This window comes from Arthrobacter sp. UYEF21, assembly GCF_040546085.1.
Lineage (GTDB): Bacteria > Actinomycetota > Actinomycetes > Actinomycetales > Micrococcaceae > Arthrobacter.
Window position 1 is genome coordinate 66,895 of the sequence record NZ_JBEPNF010000012.1, and the last position, 22,478, is coordinate 89,372.

Annotated in this window: 21 protein-coding genes, 1 tRNA gene and 1 pseudogene; 8 read left to right on the forward strand and 15 right to left on the reverse strand. The window is 65.9% G+C overall.

Annotated elements, in window-relative coordinates:
* Positions 1-7 precede the first annotated feature (7 nt).
* The 4 genes from ABIB27_RS13205 to ABIB27_RS13220 form a co-directional block, all read right to left on the reverse strand.
* Entirely contained in the window at positions 8-1,723 is a 1,716-nt protein-coding gene (locus ABIB27_RS13205; RefSeq protein WP_354254021.1) for a thiamine pyrophosphate-binding protein, read from the reverse strand.
* Positions 1,720-2,793, reverse strand: a complete 1,074-nt coding sequence (speB, locus tag ABIB27_RS13210) for an agmatinase (RefSeq protein WP_354254023.1) — start codon at positions 2,791-2,793, stop codon at positions 1,720-1,722. Before speB ends, ABIB27_RS13205 begins: the two co-directional genes overlap by 4 nt.
* 117 nt (positions 2,794-2,910) lie before the next feature.
* Positions 2,911-3,486 (reverse strand): helix-turn-helix domain-containing protein, encoded by a 576-nt coding sequence (locus tag ABIB27_RS13215; protein ID WP_354254025.1) that lies wholly within the window; start codon positions 3,484-3,486, stop codon positions 2,911-2,913.
* A 223-nt stretch (positions 3,487-3,709) separates the two neighbouring features.
* The gene (locus tag ABIB27_RS13220; protein ID WP_354216171.1) at positions 3,710-3,934 is read right to left on the reverse strand and encodes a hypothetical protein; all 225 of its coding nucleotides are present in this window, start codon (positions 3,932-3,934) and stop codon (positions 3,710-3,712) included.
* Between the two features lie 253 nt (positions 3,935-4,187).
* On the opposite strand from ABIB27_RS13220, the gene ABIB27_RS13225 reads away from it, so the two are divergent.
* A complete protein-coding gene (locus ABIB27_RS13225; protein WP_354254027.1) occupies positions 4,188-5,324 on the forward strand; it encodes a VIT1/CCC1 transporter family protein in 1,137 nt (378 codons plus the stop codon).
* 7 nt (positions 5,325-5,331) lie between these two features.
* Here ABIB27_RS13225 and ABIB27_RS13230 read toward each other — a convergent pair whose 3' ends face one another.
* Positions 5,332-6,480, reverse strand: a complete 1,149-nt coding sequence (locus ABIB27_RS13230; protein WP_354254029.1) for an LOG family protein — start codon at positions 6,478-6,480, stop codon at positions 5,332-5,334.
* Positions 6,481-6,490: 10 nt separating this feature from the next.
* Entirely contained in the window at positions 6,491-6,961 is a 471-nt protein-coding gene (locus ABIB27_RS13235; RefSeq protein ID WP_354216174.1) for an SRPBCC family protein, read from the reverse strand.
* A 249-nt stretch (positions 6,962-7,210) separates the two neighbouring features.
* On the opposite strand from ABIB27_RS13235, the gene ABIB27_RS13240 reads away from it, so the two are divergent.
* Positions 7,211-7,570, forward strand: coding sequence for an ArsR/SmtB family transcription factor (locus ABIB27_RS13240; protein WP_354216175.1), 360 nt, complete (start codon positions 7,211-7,213; stop codon positions 7,568-7,570).
* Entirely contained in the window at positions 7,567-8,049 is a 483-nt protein-coding gene (locus tag ABIB27_RS13245) for an SRPBCC family protein (protein ID WP_354216176.1), read from the forward strand. Before ABIB27_RS13240 ends, ABIB27_RS13245 begins: the two co-directional genes overlap by 4 nt.
* Before the next feature lie 146 nt (positions 8,050-8,195).
* Here the strand turns inward: ABIB27_RS13245 and sucD are convergent, their stop codons facing one another.
* From sucD to ABIB27_RS13265, 4 genes and pseudogenes are all read right to left on the reverse strand, one after another.
* Positions 8,196-9,098, reverse strand: coding sequence for a succinate--CoA ligase subunit alpha (gene sucD / locus ABIB27_RS13250; protein WP_354216177.1), 903 nt, complete (start codon positions 9,096-9,098; stop codon positions 8,196-8,198).
* An 11-nt stretch (positions 9,099-9,109) separates the two neighbouring features.
* Entirely contained in the window at positions 9,110-10,279 is a 1,170-nt protein-coding gene (gene sucC, locus ABIB27_RS13255; RefSeq protein ID WP_354216178.1) for an ADP-forming succinate--CoA ligase subunit beta, read from the reverse strand.
* A gap of 222 nt (positions 10,280-10,501) precedes the next feature.
* Positions 10,502-11,208 (reverse strand): annotated as a pseudogene (locus tag ABIB27_RS13260) (hypothetical protein).
* Between the two features lie 18 nt (positions 11,209-11,226).
* On the reverse strand, positions 11,227-12,180 hold the full coding sequence (locus ABIB27_RS13265) for a glycosyltransferase (RefSeq protein ID WP_354216180.1): 954 nt from the start codon (positions 12,178-12,180) through the stop codon (positions 11,227-11,229).
* Between ABIB27_RS13265 and ABIB27_RS13270 the strand changes: the two genes are divergently transcribed.
* A complete protein-coding gene (locus ABIB27_RS13270; RefSeq protein ID WP_354254030.1) occupies positions 12,169-12,414 on the forward strand; it encodes a hypothetical protein in 246 nt (81 codons plus the stop codon). The genes ABIB27_RS13265 and ABIB27_RS13270 overlap by 12 nt on opposite strands.
* 227 nt (positions 12,415-12,641) lie before the next feature.
* Here ABIB27_RS13270 and pcrA read toward each other — a convergent pair whose 3' ends face one another.
* Both pcrA and ABIB27_RS13280 read right to left on the reverse strand, forming a co-directional pair.
* Entirely contained in the window at positions 12,642-15,188 is a 2,547-nt protein-coding gene (pcrA, locus tag ABIB27_RS13275; protein ID WP_502909216.1) for a DNA helicase PcrA, read from the reverse strand.
* A 168-nt stretch (positions 15,189-15,356) separates the two neighbouring features.
* Positions 15,357-16,220 (reverse strand): inositol monophosphatase family protein, encoded by an 864-nt coding sequence (locus ABIB27_RS13280; RefSeq protein ID WP_354216183.1) that lies wholly within the window; start codon positions 16,218-16,220, stop codon positions 15,357-15,359.
* A gap of 32 nt (positions 16,221-16,252) precedes the next feature.
* Between ABIB27_RS13280 and ABIB27_RS13285 the strand changes: the two genes are divergently transcribed.
* Positions 16,253-16,918 (forward strand): hypothetical protein, encoded by a 666-nt coding sequence (locus ABIB27_RS13285; RefSeq protein WP_354216184.1) that lies wholly within the window; start codon positions 16,253-16,255, stop codon positions 16,916-16,918.
* 64 nt (positions 16,919-16,982) lie between these two features.
* Here the strand turns inward: ABIB27_RS13285 and ABIB27_RS13290 are convergent, their stop codons facing one another.
* Positions 16,983-17,744 (reverse strand): DUF998 domain-containing protein, encoded by a 762-nt coding sequence (locus ABIB27_RS13290; RefSeq protein WP_354216185.1) that lies wholly within the window; start codon positions 17,742-17,744, stop codon positions 16,983-16,985.
* Positions 17,745-17,827: 83 nt separating this feature from the next.
* Between ABIB27_RS13290 and ABIB27_RS13295 the strand changes: the two genes are divergently transcribed.
* The 3 genes from ABIB27_RS13295 to ABIB27_RS13305 all read left to right on the forward strand — a co-directional run bounded on the left by ABIB27_RS13295 (position 17,828) and on the right by ABIB27_RS13305 (position 18,819).
* Positions 17,828-17,900: transfer RNA gene (locus ABIB27_RS13295), tRNA-Arg, on the forward strand.
* 1 nt (position 17,901) lies between these two features.
* Positions 17,902-18,360: a DUF6314 family protein gene (locus ABIB27_RS13300; RefSeq protein ID WP_354216186.1), complete on the forward strand. Its 459-nt coding sequence runs from the start codon at positions 17,902-17,904 to the stop codon at positions 18,358-18,360.
* 45 nt (positions 18,361-18,405) lie between these two features.
* Entirely contained in the window at positions 18,406-18,819 is a 414-nt protein-coding gene (locus ABIB27_RS13305) for an NUDIX hydrolase (protein ID WP_354216187.1), read from the forward strand.
* A gap of 34 nt (positions 18,820-18,853) precedes the next feature.
* Here the strand turns inward: ABIB27_RS13305 and ABIB27_RS13310 are convergent, their stop codons facing one another.
* Both ABIB27_RS13310 and ABIB27_RS13315 read right to left on the reverse strand, forming a co-directional pair.
* Positions 18,854-20,767 carry an ABC transporter ATP-binding protein gene (locus ABIB27_RS13310; RefSeq protein ID WP_354254034.1) on the reverse strand — a complete coding sequence of 638 codons (1,914 nt, stop codon included), beginning with the start codon at positions 20,765-20,767 and terminating at the stop codon, positions 18,854-18,856.
* Positions 20,764-22,428, reverse strand: a complete 1,665-nt coding sequence (locus ABIB27_RS13315) for an ABC-F family ATP-binding cassette domain-containing protein (protein WP_354216189.1) — start codon at positions 22,426-22,428, stop codon at positions 20,764-20,766. The genes ABIB27_RS13310 and ABIB27_RS13315 overlap by 4 nt, the downstream gene beginning before the upstream one ends.
* Between the last annotated feature and the right edge of the window lie 50 nt (positions 22,429-22,478).

Genomic DNA, 22,478 nt, shown 5'->3' on the forward strand with positions numbered 1-22,478 from the left:
AGGTGGTTTAGTCGCCCAGGTGGGTAGGGCCGAACATCTTGAGCAGGGTTTCGACGACGACGACGTTGGGTCCGTCGGCGGCGAAACCAGCCCTGAGCGCGTCCCCCACATCTTCGGGGGCCACGCGCGTGGCCGGCACGCCGAACGCTTCCGCGAGCTTGACGAAGTCCGGCCGGGCGAGCTCGGTGGCCGTGGCCTTGCCGAACGCGCCTACCATGTATTCGCGCAGGATGCCGTAGCCGCCGTCGTCCACGATCAGCCAGGTGACCGGGATGTTGTGCTGCTTGGCGGTGGCGAGTTCGGAGATGGAGTACATGGACGAACCGTCCCCTGATACCGCGAGTACCCGCGACGAACTAGCGGGCCTGCCCAGCATTTCCAGCCCCACGGCGCCGCCGATGGCTGCCGGGAAACCGTAGCCCAGGCCGCCGGCGCCCTGGGCGGAGTGGAACTGGCCCTGGCGCGCATCCCAGCAGCTCCAGCCCCAGTACGCCGAGATGGTCATGTCCCAGAAGGTCTGCATGTCCGCCGGAACGGCTTCGCGGATGTCGGCCATGAACTTCAGTTCCTTGGCCAGGTCCTGCGATTCCAGCCGGGCGCCCACCCTGGCAAGGGACTCCTTGACCACCGCTTCGGGGGTGGTGCCGTGCCAGTTGGGCTGGGTTTCGGGTTCAACCACCAGCGCTTCGTCGAGGGCGGCGAGCGCCTGGCCGGCGTCGGCGCGGATGCCCAGGCCTGGGCGGTTTGATTCAAGCACACGCGGTTCGGCATCAATCTGGATGATCCGGCCGCGCGGTTCGAAGGTGAAGTAATTGGAGGTGACTTCGCCCAGGGACGAGCCGATCACAATCAGGACATCGGCATCTTCCAGCACGTCCGTCATGAAGCGGTCCTCGATCCAGGACTGCAGCGACAGCTCATGGTTCCAGGGAAACGCTCCGTTGCCGCCCGGCGTGCAGATGACCGGCGCCCGCAGCTTTTCGGCAATCGAGAGCAGCGACTTCTCGGCCCGGCCCCGGCGCGTACCGCCGCCGGCGATGATGGCTGGACGCTCCGCCGTCGACAGCCATTTCACGGCTTCGCGGACCAGCTCCACCCGCGGCGGATTGTCTGCAGCCTCGGCGAGCGCATCCTCCACCGGGGGGACCATGATGGGATCCAGCAGCACGTTCTGCGGGATTTCCAGCCACACGGGACCCTGCGGCGAGGAGATCGCCTCGGTCCAGGCGTCCTGGATGGCCGACGGGATGCCGGAGGCGTGCTGGATCAGGCGCTGGCTCTTGGTGACGTTTGCGGCCGAGGCCTTCTGGTCATCGAGCTGGTGCAGCATGCCCTTGCGGCGGGCGCCGAGCCCTTCGAGGGGGATCTGGCTGGCCACCACCACCATGGGCACCCCCGTTGCGTAGGCCTCCTGCAGGCCGGCCAGGGACGTCAGCGCGCCCGGCCCGGTGGACAGGAACAGCACTCCCACTTCCCCGGTGGCGCGGGAATACCCGTCCGCGGCGAAGGCTGAGTTGTTCTCCACCCGCGACGAGACAAAGCGCAGGTTGCCGCGGCCCATGGCGTCAAAAAGGCCCAGTGCGTGCTGGCCAGGAATGCCGAAGACAGTCTTGGCGCCGAGTGCTTCAAGCGTCTCGACGACGAGGTCCCCCCCGTTACGCTGGCTGGTCCGCTTGGCGTCCCCTGCAGTGGCAACTGCTGCGCCAGGATCGAAATCGATCATCTTGCCTGCTCCTTGATTCCGGCGGCGAAACCGGCCGGCTGGCGGACTTCCTGGCCGAGCGCCTGGGCTGCGTAGCCGGTGGCTGCCCCGAGGCGGTCGCCTTCAACAGCATTGTCCGCCATCAGGGTGACCAGTTCATAGGCCAGGTGGCTGGCTGCCACGCCGGTGATTTCGGCGTGGTCGTAGGCGGGGGCAACTTCGACGACGTCCGCGCCCACGAGGTTCATGCCGCGGAGGCGGCGGATAATCTCCAGGAGTTCGCGGCTGGTGATGCCGCCGGCTTCAGGGGTTCCGGTGCCGGGCGCATGGGCGGGGTCCAGGACGTCGATGTCCACGGAGATGTACAGCGGGCGGTTGCCGATCCGGTCGCGGACCTTGGCCACCGTTTCCAGCACGCCCTGGTAGTAGACGTCGGCGGAGGTGACAATGCCGAACCCGAAGCGATGGTCGTCGTCGAGATCCTTCTTGCCATAGAGCGGACCGCGGGTGCCGATGTGGCTGATCGCTTCGGTGTCCAGGATGCCCTCCTCCACGGCGCGGCGGAACGGGGTGCCGTGCGTGTATTCGGCGCCGAAGTACGTGTCCCAGGTGTCCAGGTGGGCATCGAAGTGCAGCATCGCGACGGGGCCGCCGGCGCGTTCGGCTGCCGCGCGCAGCAGCGGCAGTGCGATGGTGTGGTCACCACCGAGGGTCACCATTTTGCTGCCGGCAGCAGTGAGGTCCAGGGCGTTCTGCTGGATGGTTTCGATGGCTTCGTTGATGTTGAACGGGTTCACCGCCATGTCGCCGGCGTCCGCCACCTGCACGTTCTCGAACGGGCTGACGTCCCAGGCCGGGTTGTAGGGCCGCAGCAGGCGGCTGGCTTCCCGGACATGGTTGGCGCCGAACCGGGCGCCGGGCCGGTACGAAACGCCGGAATCGAAGGGCACGCCCACCACGGTTACGTCAGCCTTGGCCACCTGGTCCAGGCGCGGCAGGCGGGCATAAGTGGCGGCTCCCGCGTAGCGCGGGATGCGAGCAGAATCAATGGGGCCAAGGTTGCCGTTGGCTTCGATGCGCAGCTCTCTCACAGTGAGCCTCTCCTTCGAGGATTGATCCGCAGTTGTGACAGCCATCATAGCCTCAAGTTTCCTTATGCGCACCAGATGTTTACAATATGTACTCAACAGTTCACGTGGACAGCAGTGCTACCGGCTCGCGGCCGGGACGAGGACCCAGAGAACCTCGACGGGTTCGTCAGTGGGATTGACCCACGTATGGGGTTCCCGTCCGGGGAAGGTCACGGTGTCGCCGGTACCGAGTTCGTATTCCTCATTGGTCAGGATCAACCGGATGCGGCCCTTGATCACATGGAGCACATCCACGTCGCAGTCCACAGCGTAAAGCTCGGCCTCGCCCCGGCCGTGGGGCTCAATGACGGCTTGGATGATCTGGATGCGGCGCTCGGAACGCGCGGTCAGCAGCCGCTCCACAATGCCTTCGCCCCCCAGCGAGATCCGGGGTCCGTCATTCCGCTTGGTCAGGTGTGTTTCGGGGGCAGCAAACAGGTCACCGATGGAGATGGACAGAACCTGGCACAGGGTCACCAGCGAGGCGACCGACGGCGACGTGAGGTCCCGCTCCACACGGCTCAGGAAACCCTTGGTCAGGCCGGTCGCATCGGCCACCTGTTCGATGGTCAGCCGCTGTGACTGCCGGGCGGCACGGATTCTGGACCCGATGGCAACCGGAATGTTGCTCGGCTCTACTGGCAGTGCCTTCATGTGCGGACCTTTCATGGCCGGCGGTCCGGCCCCATCTCTGGGGCAATCCTAATAGCCAGCAGCAAGCGCGAAGCCGCGGGACGCCCTTCAACAACAAGATGGCGCGTCCATCCTTGCCTCATACGTCACTCGCGATCGTCAGCAAGGATCACCGAAGGGCAGAGCACGACGGCGGCACTTCCGTTCGCTTTCCCGGAACCGGAAGCGCCGCCGTCGTCCGTTTCTACTCGGTTTCGCGGAATTCGTCATCGTCCACGGGAACCACGCGCTCCTCGGCATCGGCTTCCACCGGGGTCGTCGGGACAACGGCCTCTTCGCCGTCCAGGAATTCGTCCTCTGCGTCCCAGTTGTCCTCGCTAGCGGGGACATCGTCGGCGTAGTCGTACGCCGGATCCGATTCAACGGCATCGAGGTGCGGCATGTCCGGGTGCTGTCCGGTGGTATTCATGATCCAACCTCCGTTTGATCGCCTGACGTGCTCTTTTCGGTGGGCGCGGGCGCGCTCCACTCCTTCATCAGAGCACCGCCCGGCAGCCCGGTCAAGGGCCAGTGCAGCGGCCCGGGGGCATGGCCGAAGTGGATGGATTTAAGGGAAACCGAAACTATGCAGTGAGGCCTGCCAGCCGAAAATCCACGGAAATACGCGGTAGGCTGGCTGTGCAATGGGGCCGAACCATGCCCCATCCAGCACAGGAGCCCCCGTGTCGCCGCACGCCAATTCAAGCCAAGCCCAGCCCGCGGAAACATGCCTCCGCGCCCAGCCCACACCGGCCGACATTCGCAGGTGGCGCCAGTACTTGGCGGACGAGCGCGCAGAGGCCGCCGTCTACCGGCATCTCGCGCAAAACCGCGAAGGCGAAGAACGCGAGATCCTGCTGGCCCTTGCCGAAGCCGAAGGACGGCACGAGGCCCACTGGCTCAAGCTCCTCGGTGAACAGGCACAAAAGTCCCGGCCCGCGTCGCTCCGCAGCCAGTTCCTGGGTTTCCTCGCCCGCCATTTCGGTTCCGTCTTTGTCCTGGCCCTGGCCCAGCGCGCCGAAGGCCGCTCCCCCTACGCCATGGATCCCAACGCCACCGACGCCATGGCCGCGGACGAACAGATCCACGAGGAAGTGGTCCGTGGCCTGGCAACCCGTGGCCGCAACCGCCTGGCTGGCACCTTCCGGGCGGCTGTCTTCGGCGCCAACGACGGCCTGGTCAGCAACCTGTCACTGGTGATGGGCATGGCCGCCTCCGGCGTGGCCAGCAGCGTGGTGCTCCTCAGCGGCGTGGCGGGCCTCCTGGCCGGTGCTATGTCCATGGCCGCGGGCGAGTTTGTTTCCGTGCGCTCCCAGCGTGAACTGCTGGCGGCCACCAAGCCCACCCAGATCACCCTCGCCGTGGCGCCGAAACTGGACATCGAACACAACGAACTCCTGCTCGTCTACCTGGCGCGCGGGATGACCCACGAAGCCGCCGAGCACCGCGTGGCCGAACGCATGGGCCTGCTCGGCTGCGACTGCGATCCCAGCCTGTCCCTCCGGCCCGAACTGCCGGAGCCGGAAGACCAGCACGAAGCAGTGGGCACTGCATGGGGTGCGGCGCTGTCCAGTTTCTGCTTCTTTGCCTCCGGCGCTGTGATCCCCATCCTGCCCTTCCTGTTCGGCCTGACCGGAGTTGCCGCCCTGGTGATCGCCGGCGTGCTCGTGGGACTGGCCCTGCTGGTGACCGGCGGAATCGTTGGCCTGCTCTCCGGGACGTCGCCCCTTACCCGCGGCCTGCGCCAGTTGGCCATCGGCCTGGCCGCCGCCGCCGTGACCTACGTACTGGGCCTCGCCTTCGGCACCGTGGTGGGCTAACGGGCGCTCATCCGCCCGTCCCTGCCCTGTCAAGCACCGCGAGTGCTTCGGCCACGCTGTCCACCAGGAAAATCCGGTCCGCCATGGCCCGCCCTGCCGCAAGTTTCTGGAGCATGGGCCACGCTGGCAGTTCTTCTTCCCAGTGCCGCCTGCCCACCAGCACCATCGGTGTGACCGCTTCACGGGCGCCGTAGTAGTTCTCGCACGCGTCCTGGAAGATTTCCTGCACCGTGCCCGCCGCTCCCGGCAGGAAGATGATGCCGCCGTCGCAGAGTTCCAGCAGGATCGCTTCTCGGATGGCGTTGGCGAAGTACTTGGCAATGTGGGTGGCGAAATAGTTGGGCGGCTCATGTCCGTAGAACCACGTCGGGATTCCCAGCGACGGCGTCCCGTCCGGATGGCGTTCGACGACGGCGGCCGCCTCGCGTGCCCACGCGGACACTGAGGGCCGGAACCCCGGGACGGACTGCAGGGCTGCGAGCGCCTGGTCGAAGTCACTGTCCGGGGTGTGGCTGAGGTAGGCGCCCAGGTTGGCGGCTTCCATGGCGCCGGGGCCACCGCCTGTGGCCACCAGCCGTCCGGATTGGGCGAGGAGCCGGCCCAGAAGGGCGGCCTGCGCGAATTCCTCGGTGCCCCGTTGAGCCGCGTGTCCGCCCATGACCCCCACGGCGGTCCGGCCTGCGCAGAGGTCTGAGTTCCTGAACTCATCAAGGGCGTCACCGATGGCATGGTCGTGAAGCGCAGAGGCAAGGGTGGCGTCCAGCCGGTGCCGCTGGCCGGCGCGGATGCTCCATTGATAGATGCAGGCATCCGGAAGGTCCTCATAAGGCGCCGATTCCAGCCCCGCGTAAAGTTCCTGCGGTGTGTACAGCCGGGCCCGGTACGGATCGAACGGCACACCGGCCAGCCTGGGGAAGATCAGTGCGCCGCGGTGCCGGAGCCCGTCCTCCACTCCGGGGTCGAAGGTGCAGCCGAGGAAAATGGCGCCCTCCACGGCCAGTGCCTCCAGGGCGGCCTTCCGGCCGCGCAGGTCGAGGGACTGGGCGTGCCAGCCACGCATGGCCACGGCCCCTGCCGCAATGAGCCGGTCGAAGCTGTCAAGGCTTTCGACTTCAAGGGTGCGCGGGCTGGGGGCCAGGCCGCCGGAAGGGTTCATGCCCCCGGACCTAGCGTGCTGTTCCGTCGGCGCCCGTCAGGTGCCGGTCCAGCCTGAGCAGGGTCTCCTCGATGCTGGCCGGGTGGCGGCGCAGGTAGCCTGCCAGCCGGAGGAAGAACTTGCCCCGGACTGCCCTGGCATCCCACTGTTCGGTGACCTTCGTCCCGGCGTTGCCGGCGCCGTCGGTGGCGGGTTCCAGGATGTACCGCCAGACGTGGCCGTAGAAATGGCGCCACGCGATGCGCCGGCCCTCCTCAAACTCGCAGACAGTGTTCAGGATCTTGTAGTCCACGGCCATGTTCATCTCCATGCCGAACCGGGCCCCGAGGTCCAGCCGCTCCGGGCCGCGCGGCTGGGCACCTTTGACGGTGCCGGAGCCGTCGATCACGCTGTGCAGCGCCGGCGTGGCCAGCACGTCAAAGATCTCTGCCGGTGCCGCGGGGATGAATCGCTCACGGGACACCAGGTATCGGTTATTCATCCCCCCAGCCTAGTCAGACCGGCTTTGACAGCCGGGAGGCAGGTCCGCGGCTTCACGCGATCGACCGGGCACCACCCACCCTCGAATTTTTGTCCAGATAATGTGCGCAAGCCACGTGGAACAGGCCATTATCTGGACAAAAACTCCTTGACCGGGAACGTCTGGCGGGAATATTCTTATTCAATCAACATGTTGATCAATGAATTAATTGATTATGGAAGGTTGATGGAGTAGAAAGGCCCGCAGCACATGAACCCCGACGACGGCACCCTGGACTCGGCCTTTATGGCCCTGGCCGATCCCGTGCGGCGCCGGATCATCGCCCGGCTCAGCCGGGGGCAGGCCACAGTCAACGAATTGGCGGAACCCTTCGCGATCACCAAACAGGCGGTCTCGAAGCACATCCAGGTCCTTGAGCAGGCAGGGCTCGTTACCCGAACACGGGAAGCCCAGCGCCGGCCCGTCCACCTGAATCCCGCACGGCTTGAGGCGCTCACAGCGTGGATCGACCAGTACCGGCTGGTCCGCGAGGGGCAGTTCCGCAGCCTGGAGGCCGTGCTTCAATCCAGCGCCGGGCAAAGCGGCGCCAAGGCAAAGGAAGTACAATGACCAATTCCCTGAAGCTTTCGGTCCCTGAAGGCCTCCCCTTCATTGACTACGAGCGTGAGTTCGACTTCCCCGTGGCGGATGTCTTCCGCGCCCACAAGGAACCGGACCTGATCTCCCAGTGGCTGGGCCCGCGCGGGCTGAAGATGGAGATGGACCACTACGATTTCCGCAGCGGCGGGAGCTACCGGTACATCCACACCGGGCACGACGGCGTGGCTTACGAGTTCACGGGGGTGTTCCACACCGTTCGGGAGAACGAGTTCGCCCTGCAGACGTTCGAATTCGGCGGCTACCCGGACGTCGTGAGCCTGGAATACATGACCTTCGAGGACCTCGGCAACGGCAGGTGCAGGCTCCGCGGCCACTCGGTCTATCCCAGCCTGGAAGCGCGGGACGGCATGGCGCAGTCAGGAATGGAGGGCGGCATGACTGAAGGCTATGAGCGGCTCGATGAGTTGCTCTCAAGCGCCAAGGTCTAGGACGCAAAAGTACGACGGCGGATGGTCACCTTCCCTTGGAAGGTGACCATCCGTCGTCGTACTTAAATAGCAACGCGGGGTCACTTTCGGCCCAACCCAGCAGTGGGAAAGCGCCGGGAGTGAGCCCGCGTTGCTATAGAAAGTGCTTAGAGGGCTGCGAAAACTTCGCGCAGCAGCGTGGCGGTCTCGGACGGCGTCTTGCCGACCTTGACGCCTGCAGCCTCGAGGGCTTCCTTCTTGGCCTGGGCGGTTCCAGCGGAACCGGAGACGATCGCGCCGGCGTGGCCCATGGTCTTGCCTTCGGGAGCGGTGAAGCCGGCCACGTAGCCGACAACCGGCTTGGTGACGTTGGCCTTGATGAACTCCGCAGCGCGCTCTTCAGCGTCGCCACCGATTTCGCCGATCATGACGATCGCCTTGGTCTCGGGATCAGCTTCGAACGCAGCCAGGGCGTCGATGTGCGTGGTGCCGATGACGGGGTCGCCGCCGATGCCGATGGCGGTGGAGAAGCCGAGATCACGCAGTTCGTACATCATCTGGTAGGTCAGGGTACCGGACTTGGAAACCAGTCCGATGGGGCCCTTGCCCGTGATGTTGTTCGGGGTGATGCCTACCAGGGCTTCGCCCGGGGTGATGATGCCGGGGCAGTTGGGTCCGATGATCCGGGTGACCTGCTTGCCGTCGGCGTCAACCGTGGACTGGGCCAGTGCCCAGAACTCGGCGGAATCCTGGACCGGCACGCCTTCGGTGATGACAACCACCAGGCCGATGCCGGCCTCGATGGCTTCAACGACGGCATTCTTGGTGAAAGCCGGCGGCACGAAGACGATGGAGACGTCGGCGCCGGTTTCAGCCATGGCTTCCTTGACCGTGCCATAGACGTTGATTTCAGCATCGCCGTGCAGGACGGTGGTGCCAGCCTTGCGGGCATTGACGCCGCCCACAATGTTGGTGCCAGCCTTGAGCATCAGGGCGGTGTGCTTGGTGCCCTCGCCGCCGGTGATGCCCTGGACGATGACCTTGGAGTCCTTGTTCAGATAGATAGACATGGTGCGTCCCTTTACTTAGCTGCGTTGGCGAGCTCGGCGGCCTTGTCGGCGCCCTCGTCCATGGTGGCGGCCAGGGTAACCAGCGGGTGGTTGGCCTCGGCCAGGATGCGGCGGCCTTCCTCAACGTTGTTGCCGTCGAGGCGGACTACCAGCGGCTTGTTCGCGTTGTGGCCCAGCTCGGCCAGCGCGCCAACGATGCCCTTGGCGACGGCGTCACACGCGGTGATGCCACCAAAGACGTTCACGAATACGGATTTGACCTGCGGATCGCCCAGGATGACGTCGAGGCCTGCAGCCATGACCTCGGCGGAAGCTCCACCACCGATGTCCAGGAAGTTGGCGGGCTTGACGTTGCCGTGGTTTTCACCGGCGTAGGCGACGACGTCCAGGGTGGACATGACCAGGCCGGCACCGTTACCGATGATGCCTACTTCGCCGTCCAACTTGACGTAGTTCAGGTCCTGCGCCTTGGCCTTGGCCTCGAGCGGATCTGCAGCGTCCTTGTCCTCAAGGAGGGAGTGCTTGGCGTGGCGGAACTCGGCGTTCTCGTCCAGAGTCACCTTGCCGTCCAGTGCAACAACGTCCCCGGCGCCGGTCTTGACCAGCGGGTTGACCTCCACGAGGGTGGCGTCTTCCTTCTTGAAGACGTCCCAGAGCTTAAGGATCACGGCGGCGACCTTGCCGCGCAGTTCCTCGGCGAAGCCTGCGGCTGCAACGATTTCGTCAGCCTTGGCCTGGTCGATGCCAACGGCAGGATCAATAGCGATCTTGGCCAGGGCATCAGGGCGTTCGACGGCGAGCTGTTCGATTTCCATGCCGCCTTCAACCGAGCACATGGCCAGGTAGTTGCGGTTGGCCCGGTCCAGCAGCACGGAGAAGTAGTACTCCTCGGCGATGTCGGCACCCTGGGCAATCATCACCTTGTTGACGGTGTGGCCCTTGATGTCCATGCCGAGGATGTTGGTGGAGTGCTCAAGTGCCTCATCAGCGGTCTTGGCTACCTTGACGCCGCCAGCCTTGCCGCGACCGCCTACCTTGACCTGTGCTTTAACAACGGTCACGCCGCCGATTTTTTCGGCTGCTGCTTTTGCTTCTTCTGGGGTGTACGCCACGATGCCGGCAAGCACGGGTACACCGTGCGCCTCGAACATATCGCGCGCCTGGTATTCAAACAGGTCCACGGTTTAGTGTCCTTCTACGTCGAAGTAGTTTCTGTACAGTCGGGCACCGTCGGAGACGAGGACCGGGCTGCGGATTGCAAGCACTTGCGACCAGTTCGAAAACGGGCCGCAGCGCGCCATGCTCCACTCGGAACTCTAGTCCTCTCCAAGGACCGGCCCGTTCCACAGTACCGCTTATGTGAGTAAGCACACTATTCTATGGAGCGTAGAAAAATCCCTAGATTACGGGGTTTTTGGGGCGTCAGTCGGTGCTGGAGCGGCGGTTTCGGCACCCTTGGAAAAGGCTTCGTATTGATCCCTGGCGACGAAGAAGGCGACACCTGCGGAAACGTTCCCGCACGCTACGCCATGTTTATACGGCGAGCAGCGGATGCCGTTCCGTTCCAGGTTGGCGCCGTCGGCCAGGACAGGCAGTTCGCTGAGCGGGCCGGTCTTGCTCCCCTTGGGCCCGTAAGCGGCCTCCATTTGTGTGACGCCGGAACGGCATTCCCCGTACGTTGCCTTGTCCGGCGTGAGCAGCGCCGTGCCGCCGAGGTAGCCCAGGCCGGTGCCGGCGCAATCGTCCTTGATGTCGACGGCGGCAGGTTTGGGATAGTTCGCCAACTGGCAGTGTGCCACCGGAACAGTCGCCAGTTTGTCGTTGGCGCTGTCGGTAAAGCTGTTCAGCTCGTACGGGAGGTTAAGGTGCTCCCCCTTGGCGGACGTCAGGGAGCACACGATGTTCCGGTCCTCGGTGATGAACGAGAGGACGTCCTGGCCGGCCCGGAACCCCGCGGGTCCACCAGAGCCGCCCGTTCCAGCTGTTCCAAGGGCGGCAGCGGCAGCGGAGCCACGTAGCCCGGGTCCTCGGTGGTGATGCTGCAGGCAGTGCCTGCCAGCAGGAAGAAGGCGGCCAGGATCCCCAATACAGTCCTTCTCATGGCCTCCATTATGCCCCGGCAGCGGTCTCAGCCCCGCGTACGCCTGCCTGCGGCCTCCACGACTGCGGCAGCAGCTTCCGCGGGATCCTCGCGGTCGAACTGCTCCTGCATCTTCCGGGCGCGGGATTTCCAGCCGGGATCCGCCAGGACCTTTCCCACTGCTGCGGCGATGTCGGCGGGCTTAGGTGACTCTGTCCTGAGGTTAATGCCGACGCCGGCGTGTTCCACCCGGGCGTTAACATCACTTTTGCCCTCGTTGATGCCCGACACCACCAACGGAACACCCTTCGACAGGCTCAGCTGAACACCGCCAAATCCACCGTTGGTGATGAAGACATCCGTGAAGTCAAAGACCTCCGCGAAGTCCACGTAGTCCCGCACCACTACGTTGGACTGTGGGTAGCGGGCCTTCAACTCCTCGGTGCCGTGCCCGCCGGTTGCGACGATGACCAATGCATCCATTTCCTTGACCGCCTCAAGCGACCGAAGGATGAGTTTGTCCTGGTCCAGGTTGTCCACAGTTCCCTGGGTGACAACGAGTGTTGCGGGGTAGGACCGGGGAAACCCGCCATCCCCGCCGGAACCGGTGGCGGGCTGGCCAAGCCCCCGGAATGGCAGGAGCGCGCCGACATAGTGCACTTTGGGGTTGACCCGGCGCCGCGGGAAGTCGAGGGATTCCGGGCCGGTCTGGATAATGGCGTCCGAGCACCGATAGGGCTCGTCCGTCAGCCGGCCTTCCCGCGGAACAGCCTGGCCGTAGGCGGCGTGCTGCCGGCGGTAGCTTTGGCTGGCAGGCCGAAGGATAACTTTGTCGGACAGCAGGCCCGCCAGTCCGTGGACCGCCTTCTCCACGGGATGGCGTGGCGGCCGGAACCCGAAGAAGAGCGGGGGTACCTGCGGGTCACTCTCCATGTTGGGGATGGCGACAAAATTCACCAACGGCTTGCCCAGCAAATGGGAGACGAGGCGGTGAATGAACATGGAACTGTCCGCCACCACAACGTCAAAGGGATACTGCTGCGCGACTTCACGGATGTCCTCGAAGAAGTGGCTGACATTGCAGGCGAAAATTTTCTCGCCGTCGAAGCCGATGGCCCGTGGGCCCTTGAGCTTGGCCCGCTCCGGATAGAGCTCATAGAGGTTGTCCGCGCGGTGCTCGATGGCCCTGCGGAGGGGAAGTGCTGGATTCCCATTTCTCCGAGCCTGTCTGCATAGACGGAACCCGTGTACCAGGCCACGTCGTGGCCACGGCCCTTAAGCCGCATCGCCACGCCCGTCATGGGGTTGAAATGGCCGTCCATGGCCTGGCTGGCGAACAGGATCTTCACAGTGGTGCCCCGAATCTGCTGTGCTCAAATAGCCTGCGCGTCACCGGCTTCCCGGCTACGGGCGAGTTCCTGAACTGTAAGCCAGCCGGGGTCCGCGGACAAGGGTGAGCGCGGCTACGCGTCCAGCTTTGTGAGGGGCGCGTACCGGAGCAGGAGACGCTTCTCGCCGACGTCGAACTTCACCTTGGCCACCGTTTTGTCCCCCGCGCCCTCCAGCGCCAGCACCGTGCCGTTGCCGAAGCTCGTGTGGTTGACTTTGTCCCCCACAGTGACGGCCACAATTTCCTTCTGTGGCTGCACACGGTTCTTGGCGATGGCGGCGGGAACGTCCGCATTGAAACCTGCAGATGAATCGGCGGCGGCCCCCCGGGAAGGGCCTGCGCCCCAGAAGGATCCGCTGTAGCGGCTCGACCCGATGGATCCGCCGCTCCCCCACCCGCCGGACTGCCGGCTGGTGCCTTCGCGCTTCCATTCCACCAACTCGGACGGGATTTCCTCGAGGAACTGGCTGGCCGGGTTGTACTGGCTCTGGCCCCACATGCTGCGAACTTCGGACCGGGTGACATAGAGCCGCTTGCGGGCGCGGGTCAGGCCCACATAGGCCAGCCGGCGTTCCTCGGCGAGCTCCTTGGGGTCCGTGGCCGAACGCTGGTGCGGGAACAGCCCGTGCTCCATGCCGCTCAGGAACACCACCGGAAATTCAAGGCCCTTGGCGGTATGGAGGGTCATCAGGGTGACCACGCCCAGGCGTTTGGCCTCCGCCACGGCGGCGGCCAGTTCGTCCGCGGTCCCCGCGGGGGCGTCCGGGATCTGGTCCGCATCAGCCACCAGGGACACCTGCTCCAGGAAGGCGCCCAGCGACCCTTCCGGGTTCTCCTGTTCGTATTCACGGACGACAGCGACGAGTTCCGCCAGGTTCTCCACGCGGGACTCGTCCTGGGGATCGGTGCTTATACGCAGCCCGGCAAGGTAGCCCGTCTGCTCCAGCACGGCTTCCAGCGCGGCAGCGGCACCCGAGCCGGCCGCGACTTCGGCGAGGTCGTCCAGGAGTTTCACGAACCCCAGGACTGCGTTGACTGAGCGCGTTGCCATGCCTGGGGCGTCCTCGGCCCGCCGGGCGGCTGCCATAAAGGACATCCGCTCGCGCTGGGCGAGCGCTGCCACCGCACCCTCGGCGCGGTCACCGATGCCGCGCTTGGGTTCGTTGAGCACCCGGCGCAGGTTGACGTCGTCGTCCGGGTTGACCAGGACCCGGAGGTACGCGAGTGCGTCCTTGATTTCCTTGCGCTCGTAGAAGCGCGTGCCGCCCACCACCTTGTACGGAAGGCCCACCCGGACCAGCACGTCCTCAATGGAACGGGACTGCGCGTTGGTGCGGTAGAAAATTGCGACGTCGCCAGGGCGGAGGTTGTCCTCGTCCTGGAGCCGGTCGATTTCCTTGGCGATGAACTGGGCTTCGTCGTGTTCGTTCTCGCCCACGTAGCCGATGATTTTGTGGCCCTCGCCCTCGGCTGTCCACAGCCGCTTTTCCGGGCGGTTGGGGTTGCGCGAGATCACGGAGTTTGCCGCGCTGAGGATGTTCTGCGTGGAGCGGTAGTTCTGCTCCAGCTTGATGGTGCGGGCGTCCGGGTAGTCCTTCTCGAACTCCACGATGTTGCGGATGTCCGCGCCGCGGAAAGCGTAGATGGACTGGTCCGAGTCGCCGACGACGGTGAGCTCGGACGCGCCGGGGCCCTCGCCCACAATTTCGCGGACCAGGGCGTACTGGGCGTGGTTGGTGTCCTGGTACTCGTCCACCAGGACGTGCCGGAACCGCCGGCGGTAGGAGTCCGCTAGCGCCGGGAAAGCCCGGAACATGTAGACGGTTTCTGCGATGAGGTCGTCGAAGTCCATGGCGTTGGCCTGGCGCAGCCGCTGCGTGTAGCCCTTGAAGACCTGGGCCACGGCCTGCTCGAACGGATCGTTGTAGTTGGCCGAGTTTGTGTACGAATCGGCATCGATGAGCTCGTTCTTGAGCGCCGAAATCTTGTGCTGGATGGCCTTCGGAGCGAACTTTTTGGGGTCCAGGTCCAGGCTCTTGGATACCTGGGTGACCAGCCGCAGGGAGTCGGCGGAGTCGTAGATGGAGAAATTTGACTTCAGGCCCACGTTCGACGCTTCCTGGCGCAGGATGCGCACGCAGGAGGAGTGGAACGTGGAGATCCACATGATCTTGGCCCGGCCGCCCACCAGGGCCGCGATGCGCTCCCGCATCTCGGCGGCAGCCTTGTTTGTGAACGTGATGGCCAGGATCTCGCCGTAATGGGCGCGATGGGTGGCGATCAGGTAGGCGATCCGGTTGCTGAGCACGCGGGTTTTACCGGAGCCTGCGCCTGCCACGATCAGCAGGGCACTGCCGGCGTGTTTGACGGCTTCCTCCTGTTGGGGATTGAGTCCCTGCAGCAGTTCAGCAGCATTGGGCCGATGGTGCGCCTGCTCCGGGGTTCCGTCACCGTGGGACTGCTGGCTGGCCCAGCCCCCCTGACCACCAGCGGAGCCGCCGCCAGACGCGCCACCACCGAATTCGGCGGCCGCGGCGAGGCCTTCCGGGCGCGACTTGGTGCGGGGGGCGGCTGCCGGAGCGGCCTTGAACGGTCCGTCAGAGTACGGGTCAAACAACATATCCATGGTGCCTACAAGTCTAGGCGGTGGGTCCGACACCCAGTTCCAGCCTGTGGATAACTGATGCCCAGCCGCTCCCTCTCCCGGTCAAAGGAGTTTTTGTCCAGATAATGCCCCTCAGAGCGTCAGCACAGCGCATTATCTGGACAAAAACTCCTCGGCCCCGGCTCAGGTCACCGAGCCCGACTGGAGGGCCGCACGCAACTCCCGCACCGCCGTCGTGCCTCCCGCCATGAACCACTGAAGGCCGTTCACCAGCACTGTGTCCGTGGCGCCGCCGGCGGCCCGGACAATTGCCTTGCCCGGCAGCCAGTCCCACTCCGGGCAACTGTGCTGGAACCAGCAACCCAATTGGCCGTCGGCCACGCGGCCCAGGTCGCAGGACCCTGAGCCGAGCATCCGCAGCGCAGCGGCCGATGTGGCGGCGGCGTGCCACGGCATGGCACACAGGGGATCCAGCAGCCAGGTGGGGTGGATGTAGGTGGCTGCGCCGACTTCCGCGAGGGCAGCACCGCTGCGGGAACCGGCGCCCTGGGAAGCGCCGCCGGCAGGGAGTCCGGCCGGCTCCGCAAAACCGTTGAGCACCTCTCCGTTCAGCGTGGCAGCGCGGGCAGTTCCGCCAAGCCACAACTTGTCCTCCTCAGGCTGGAAAATAGCCCCCAGCAGCACGTCCGTGGAGTCCTTCAGGGCGATGGCCGAGCACCAGTACGTGGAGCCGTGCAGAAAGTTGTACGTTCCGTCCACGGGGTCGATCACCCAGGTCCGGCCGGTGGTGCCGGCCACGGAGGCGCCCTCTTCGCCGAGGATGCCGTCATCGGGGCGGCAGCGCTGCAGCTGCTCGAGCACATAGGCTTCGGCGGCATGGTCGGCGGCTGTCACCACATCTGAGATGGACGTTTTCTGCTGCGCCTCGAGGCCGGCCATCCGCATCAAAAGCGCCAACTGGCCTGCTTCGCGCACCAGCGCGGAGGCCAGCTGGTAATCGTCCAGGGCGGGGTCGAGTTCGAGGGCGGTGTGCCGGCCAGTGGTCATGGAACCAGTCTATGCAGCGCGATAATGGTGCCATGGCCAAAACCCCAGCGCAGCGGATCAAGAAGCACGGCTCCAAGGCGGCTGTTCCAGAGCACAGCCTTCCGCCGGTGATCAACCCCACAACTAAACGTTCGCCGCAGAAGGCCCAAAGCAACAGCAACCTGATCCTGATTGCCGGCGTGGTGGCCAGCCTGTTCCTGTTCTGGTACCTCCACCTGCTCGTGCTGAACCAGCTGACGCAGCTGTCCGGTGGGCTCGCAATGCCGGATTCACTGCTGGGCGGCTTCGACGCCGGCTACGTCGGCCAGTTGAACGCCGCCATGGACGACGACGCCCGCGGCCAGCTCAACTACGTCCACAAGACCGCCGGGACACTATTCCCGCTCATCTTCGGCTTCACCTGGCTGCTGCTGATCGGCACCAATGTCGCGAGGAAGTCCCTCCGCTGGGCCCTGTGGGCAGTCCCGCTGCTGTTTGTGGTGGTCCGGTTGTGGGGCAACGTCACCATCGATGCGGTGGTGGCCGCGGAAACGGCCGACGCCGGTCAGGTCGCTCTGGCGTCCGGGCTCACCGTTGCGGGCTGGGTGCTGCTCGTCCTGAGCCTGCTGGCCGGGGGTTCCGCAGTGTTCCTGAAGCGGAAGCCGCCGTCGGGATCCGCTCCCCCGCGCCGCCGCAGTAGCCCCGCGCCGCCGCAGTAGCCCCGCGCCGCCGCGGTAGCCCCGCGGGGTCACTTGTGGCCCAATGGACGGCACTTTTGGGCTTCTAGTGACCCCGTGTTGCCCTCAGACGCCGTGAGGTCCGCTCGTGGTGTACGCGCTGGGCAATCACCAGTCCAGCGGCGGCCATCCCTGTCGTGACCGGGTAGCCCATCAGCCGTTCCAGGGTGCCCGGCTCCGGCACGTCCATCCCCGTCAGTCCGCCGGTCACCAGCGCTGCGAACGACGCCAGCCCGCACACCAGGACAAACCAGCCGAGCGGCGTCTGTCGCAGCCACAACGCGCCCAGCACCAGCAGGGCAAGCGCACCGGCGAGGAAGTACATCACGGCGCCGGTGAAGTGCCAGCGGGAGCCCACATCCTCCGGCGCCAGTCCCACGATCATGGTCCCGGCACCTGCCGTTCCGGTCAGGATCCGGACCCAGATTGCGGCCCACCAGGGCTTTCGGCGCCCCGGCTGGACCCGTGCCCCGGCCCTGGCAGCGACGCACAGCAGCCCCGACCCCAACAGCAGCGCCCCCAGCAGCATGCCCAGCCCCTGGACAACAAAGGAGGCGTTCATCAGCCAGTGCAGCGGCGAACACACATCCCGGCCCTCGTAAATGCCGCAGTGGACTGCACCGAGGTCGCTGATGTAGCCGGTCCGGCGGTCGTAGGGCTGCCGCCCGCCCCAAGCTCCGATCACGGCAGACTCGGCCACAAAGTACTGCAGCACGCTTAGGACGGACCAGGCACCGATGTACTGGCGGATGGAGGCCGTGTTCGGGATGAAGCCCACGGCGGGAGCGGACGTCGGGGCTGAACTCATGCCATGAGCGTAGTACGGCCTCCCACCTTGTATGCTTGTATCCGTGTCCGGACGGACCGGCCCTGCCGGAACAGCGGACACGCGCCCTCGTAGCTCAGTGGATAGAGCACGGCTCTCCTAAAGCCGGTGTCGTTGGTTCGATTCCAATCGAGGGCACTTGAACCTTCTTGCCCCGGAAACGGGGCTTCGCGCTTACCTGCTCGGTCCCTCGAAGACCGGCCGCTGGACCGTGGAACGGGACCTGCTGGACCGCTCCACAGGCACCCGCGGAACCTTTTCCGGCGTCGTACATTTCACGCCAACGGACGACGGCGGCCTCGCCTTTCGTGAAGAAGGCACCATGCGCTGGCCCACCCTCACCGGTCCCGCCTACCGTGAATACCTCCTGAAGGCCGCCGACCGGCCCGACGCCCTGGACGTGTTTTTCCCCGACGGCCGGCTCTTCCACCGGATGAGCTTCACCCCGGAAGCCAGCCTGGACCAGCACTGGTGCGATCCCGATACCTACCGAGTGGCGTACAGCTACGGAGGCCCGGACGAGTTCGGCTACACATGGGATGTGAGCGGGCCGCGCAAGGACCTGCTGCTGGCCTCGGCGTTGAAGCGGCTGGGCTAAGCGGGGGCTCGAAGCGGCGAAGCTGAACAGGCTAGGCTCGAAGCCGTGAAAGCCCGCATCGTTGTCTCCGCCGTCTGCGTCTTCGACGACGCCGGGCGGCTCCTGACCGTCCGCAAGCGCGGGACCGGCATGTTTATGCACCCCGGCGGCAAGCCCGAGCCCGGCGAAACCGCCGTCCAGGCTGCGTCCCGCGAGCTCCAGGAGGAAGTGGGGATCATCATCGAGCCGCGCGACCTGGAACTCATGGGCATCTGGATTGCCGACGCCGCGAATGAAGCCGCCACGGACATTGAAGCCACGGTGTTCCTGGCCCCGGGCACCTGGACGGCGCACCCGTCGGCCGAGATCGCCGAGATCCGCTGGCTGGACCTGGCCGAGCACCACCGGGGCATGCCGCTGCCCGCCGACCTCGCCCCGCTGCTGACGGACCACATCCTGCCAAAATTGGCCGCCAGGTAGGCTCCGGCCCAGGTCGGTGGGGAACGGCTGACCCCTAGAACTCGGGAACGGCCTCCTCGGCCACTGCGGTGGCCTCGGCGAACTGCGTCTGGTACAGCTCGGCGTACCGGCCGTCGGCGGCCAGCAGCTCAGTGTGGCTCCCGCGCTCCACGATCTGTCCGCCCTCCACCACCAGGATGACGTCGGCGGCACGGATCGTGGACAGCCGGTGGGCAATCACGACGGCGGTGCGCCCCTCGAGCGCTGCACCCAGGGCCGCCTGCACGGCGGCTTCGTTCGTGGAATCCAGTGCGGCGGTGGCCTCGTCCAGGATGACCACCCGGGGCTGGGAAATCAGCAGCCGGGCGATGGTGAGGCGCTGGCGTTCGCCGCCGGAGAGCCGGTAGCCACGCTCCCCCACCACGGTGTCCAGGCCATCGGGCAGGGAGCGGATCATGGTCTCGAGGCGGGCCTGCCGGATGGCGTCCCACATGTCCTCTTCGGTGGCGTCAGGCCGGGCGAGCCGGAGGTTGGACGCGATCGACTCGTGGAAAAGGTGCCCGTCCTGGGTGACCATACCCAGGGTGTCCCGCAGGGAATCGAAGGTGGCGTCCCGGACGTCCAGCCCCGTCCCGGGAAGGGTGCCGCCGAGCCGCACAGCGCCGGAATCGACGTCGTACAGCCGGGAAAGCAGCTGCGCGATAGTGGACTTTCCGGCACCCGATGAACCCACCAGGGCAACGGTCTGCCCCGGTTCCACGCGGAAACTGATCCCATGCAGCACCTCTTCGCCGCCGCGGGTGTCCAGCGTGGATACTTCCTCGAGCGAGGCCAGTGAGACCTTGTCCGCGGAGGGGTAGGCGAAGCGGACGTCGTCGAACTCCACCGAAACGTGTCCCGGCGGGATGGCCACGGCGTCGGGCTTCTGTTGGATCAGGGGCTTGAGGTCCAGGATCTCGAAGACCCGCTCGAAGCTGACCAGTGCACTCATGATTTCCACGCGGGCGTTGGACAGGGCGGTGAGCGGGGCGTACAGGCGGGTCAGCAGCAGTGCCAGCACCACGACGTCGCCCGCGGCGAGCTGCCCGCCAATGGCCAGCCAGCCGCCCAGCCCGTAGACCAGCGCCAAGGCGAGCGCGGAGACCAGCGTCAGCGCGGTGACGAAGGTGAACTGCAGCATGGCGGTGCGGACGCCGATGTCCCGGACACGTCCGGCCCGGAGAGCGAACTCGCTGGATTCCTCATCCGGCCGGCCGAAGAGCTTTACCAGCGTGGCGCCCGGAGCGGAGAACCGCTCGGTCATCTGGGTGCCCATGGCTGCGTTGTGGTCTGCTGCCTCACGGCGCAGGTCCGCGAGCCGGGAGCCCATCCGGCGGGCGGGGATGAGGAAGATCGGCAGCAAGATCATGGCGAGCACGGTGACCTGCCAGGAGGTCCCGAGCATCACGATCAGCGTCAGGATCAGGGCCACCACGTTGCTGACCACACCGGAAAGGGTTCCGGCGAAGGCGGACTGGGCGCCGATGACGTCGTTGTTCAGCCGGCTGACCAGGGCCCCGGTGCGGGTACGGGTGAAGAACGCAATGGGCATCTTCTGCACATGGTCAAAGACCCGGGTGCGCAGGTCCACGATCACGCCTTCGCCGATGTTGGAGGACAGCCAGCGGCTGACGAGTCCCACCCCTGCTTCGGCTACGGCCACCACGGCGATCAGTATCGCCAGCCGGATCACTTCGTCGGTACCCGCCCTGGCCACGATGGTGTCAACCACCTGGCCGGCAAGCACGGGCGTGGCGACAGCCAGGAACGCCATCACAATGGACAGCGCCACAAACGCGATCAGTTTTGTCCGGTGGGGGCGGGCGAAACCCAGCACCCGCTTCAGCGTTGCCTTGGAGAAGGGCCGGGAGCCGTTCTTGGCCCGGGAGATGTTGTATAGGGAGTGCCAGGCAACGCCGTCCATGCTCATCGCTGTAGCTCCGTTGCGTCTGCCATCAGTTCAGTTACCGTTCCGTTGTCCACATTCCACCGTACATCCAGCCGTACATTCTCCAGCAGCCGCCGGTCATGGGTGACCAGCAGCAGCGCGCCCTCGTAGCTTTCCAGGGCCTCTTCCAGCTGCTCGATGGCGGGCAGGTCAAGGTGGTTGGTGGGCTCGTCCAGGACCAGCAGGTTCACACCACGCGCCTGCAGCAGGGCCAGCGCGGCGCGGGTGCGTTCGCCGGGCGAGAGGGAATCCACAGCGCGGGCTGTGTGGTCCGCCTTCAGGCCGAACTTGGCCAGCAGAGTACGGACCTCAGCAGGCGTCAGGTCAGTCAGGACAGCTTCGACGGCGTCCGCCAGGTTGAGGCGGCCGGCCAGCAGTCCGCGGGCCTGGTCGATTTCGCCGATGGCCACCGAGGCGCCCATCGCGGCATTGCCTGAGTCCGGCGCCTGGACACCCAGAAGCAGGCGCAACAACGTTGACTTACCCGCTCCGTTGGGTCCGGTGATGCCGATCCGCTCCCCTGCGTTCAGCTGCAGGTTCACCGGGCCCAGCGTAAAGCTGCCCTGGTTCACGACGGCGTCCCGCAGGGTGGCCACCACCCCGCTGGACCGCGGCGCCTGGCCGATGCTGAACTGCAGCTGCCATTCCTTCCGCGGTTCTTCCACCACGTCCAGCCGGGCGATCCTGGACTCCATCTGCCGGACTTTCTGGGCCTGCTTCTCGGAGGATTCGGTGCTGGCCGCGCGGCGGATCTTGTCATTGTCCGGGCTCTTTTTCATGGCATTCCGCACACCCTGGGAGCTCCACTCACGCTGGGTCCGGGCACGGGACACGAGGTCTGCCTTGGTGGACGCGAACTCCTCGAACTTTTCGCGCACGTGCCGCCGGGCCACCGCGCGTTCCTCCAGGAACGCCTCATAGCCGCCGTCGTAAACGGCTACGGAATTCTGCGCCAGGTCCAGTTCCACAATGGTGGTGACACAGCGGGCCAGGAACTCCCGGTCGTGGGATACCAGCACCACGCCGCCGCGCAGGCCCTGGACAAAGGCTTCCAGTTTGGCCAGCCCGGCCAGGTCCAGGTCGTTGGTGGGCTCGTCCAGCAGCACCACGTCGAAGCGGCTGAGCAGGAGGGCAGCTAAGGCCACACGGGCTGCCTGGCCGCCGGAGAGGCCCGCCATGGGGGCTTCCGGGCCGGTTTCGAGGCCAAGGTCGGCCAGGACAGCCGGGATGCGTTCGTCCAGGTCCGCCGCGCCGGACGCCATCCAGCGGTCAAAGGCAAGGGAGTAGGCGTCGTCAGCGCCGGGGGCCCCGGAACCCAGCGCCTCGGCGGTGGACTCCATCTCCGCCGTCGCCTGGGTGCAGCCGGTGCGGCGTGCGATGTAGCCGGCCACCGACTCTCCCGCCACGCGCTCGTGCTCCTGGGGCAGCCACCCCACAAAGGCGTCAGCCGGCGCAAGGCTCACACTGCCGCCCTGGGGCTGGTCCACGCCGGCCAGCAGGCGCAGCAGGGTGGATTTTCCGGCACCGTTGGCACCCACCACACCCACTACATCGCCGGGGGCCACCGTGAGGGAAAGCTTGGAGAAAAGCGTCCGGTGGTCGTGGCCCCCGGAAAGGTCTTTGGCCACAAGGGTTGCAGTCATGAGTTGGTTCATCCTCTCGCCGCCCGGCCGGAGGAACCCGCCTGGATCGG

Excerpts from the sequence above, each read along its gene's own strand:
- ABIB27_RS13280 (WP_354216183.1), bottom strand. The coding sequence starts at position 16,220 with ATGACCACTGGCCGGCACACCGCCCTCGAACTCGACCCCGCCCTGGAC.
- ABIB27_RS13310 (WP_354254034.1), bottom strand. The coding sequence starts at position 20,767 with ATGAGCATGGACGGCGTTGCCTGGCACTCCCTATACAACATCTCCCGG.
- ABIB27_RS13315 (WP_354216189.1), bottom strand. The coding sequence starts at position 22,428 with ATGACTGCAACCCTTGTGGCCAAAGACCTTTCCGGGGGCCACGACCAC.
- ABIB27_RS13245 (WP_354216176.1), top strand. The coding sequence starts at position 7,567 with ATGACCAATTCCCTGAAGCTTTCGGTCCCTGAAGGCCTCCCCTTCATT.
- pcrA (WP_502909216.1), bottom strand. The coding sequence starts at position 15,188 with ATGTTGTTTGACCCGTACTCTGACGGACCGTTCAAGGCCGCTCCGGCA.
- ABIB27_RS13240 (WP_354216175.1), top strand. The coding sequence starts at position 7,211 with ATGAACCCCGACGACGGCACCCTGGACTCGGCCTTTATGGCCCTGGCC.
- ABIB27_RS13285 (WP_354216184.1), top strand. The coding sequence starts at position 16,253 with ATGGCCAAAACCCCAGCGCAGCGGATCAAGAAGCACGGCTCCAAGGCG.
- ABIB27_RS13290 (WP_354216185.1), bottom strand. The coding sequence starts at position 17,744 with ATGAGTTCAGCCCCGACGTCCGCTCCCGCCGTGGGCTTCATCCCGAAC.
- ABIB27_RS13230 (WP_354254029.1), bottom strand. The coding sequence starts at position 6,480 with ATGAACCCTTCCGGCGGCCTGGCCCCCAGCCCGCGCACCCTTGAAGTC.
- ABIB27_RS13220 (WP_354216171.1), bottom strand. The coding sequence starts at position 3,934 with ATGAATACCACCGGACAGCACCCGGACATGCCGCACCTCGATGCCGTT.
- ABIB27_RS13235 (WP_354216174.1), bottom strand. The coding sequence starts at position 6,961 with ATGAATAACCGATACCTGGTGTCCCGTGAGCGATTCATCCCCGCGGCA.
- ABIB27_RS13215 (WP_354254025.1), bottom strand. The coding sequence starts at position 3,486 with ATGAAGGCACTGCCAGTAGAGCCGAGCAACATTCCGGTTGCCATCGGG.
- sucD (WP_354216177.1), bottom strand. The coding sequence starts at position 9,098 with ATGTCTATCTATCTGAACAAGGACTCCAAGGTCATCGTCCAGGGCATC.
- ABIB27_RS13265 (WP_354216180.1), bottom strand. The coding sequence starts at position 12,180 with ATGTTCATTCACCGCCTCGTCTCCCATTTGCTGGGCAAGCCGTTGGTG.
- ABIB27_RS13205 (WP_354254021.1), bottom strand. The coding sequence starts at position 1,723 with ATGATCGATTTCGATCCTGGCGCAGCAGTTGCCACTGCAGGGGACGCC.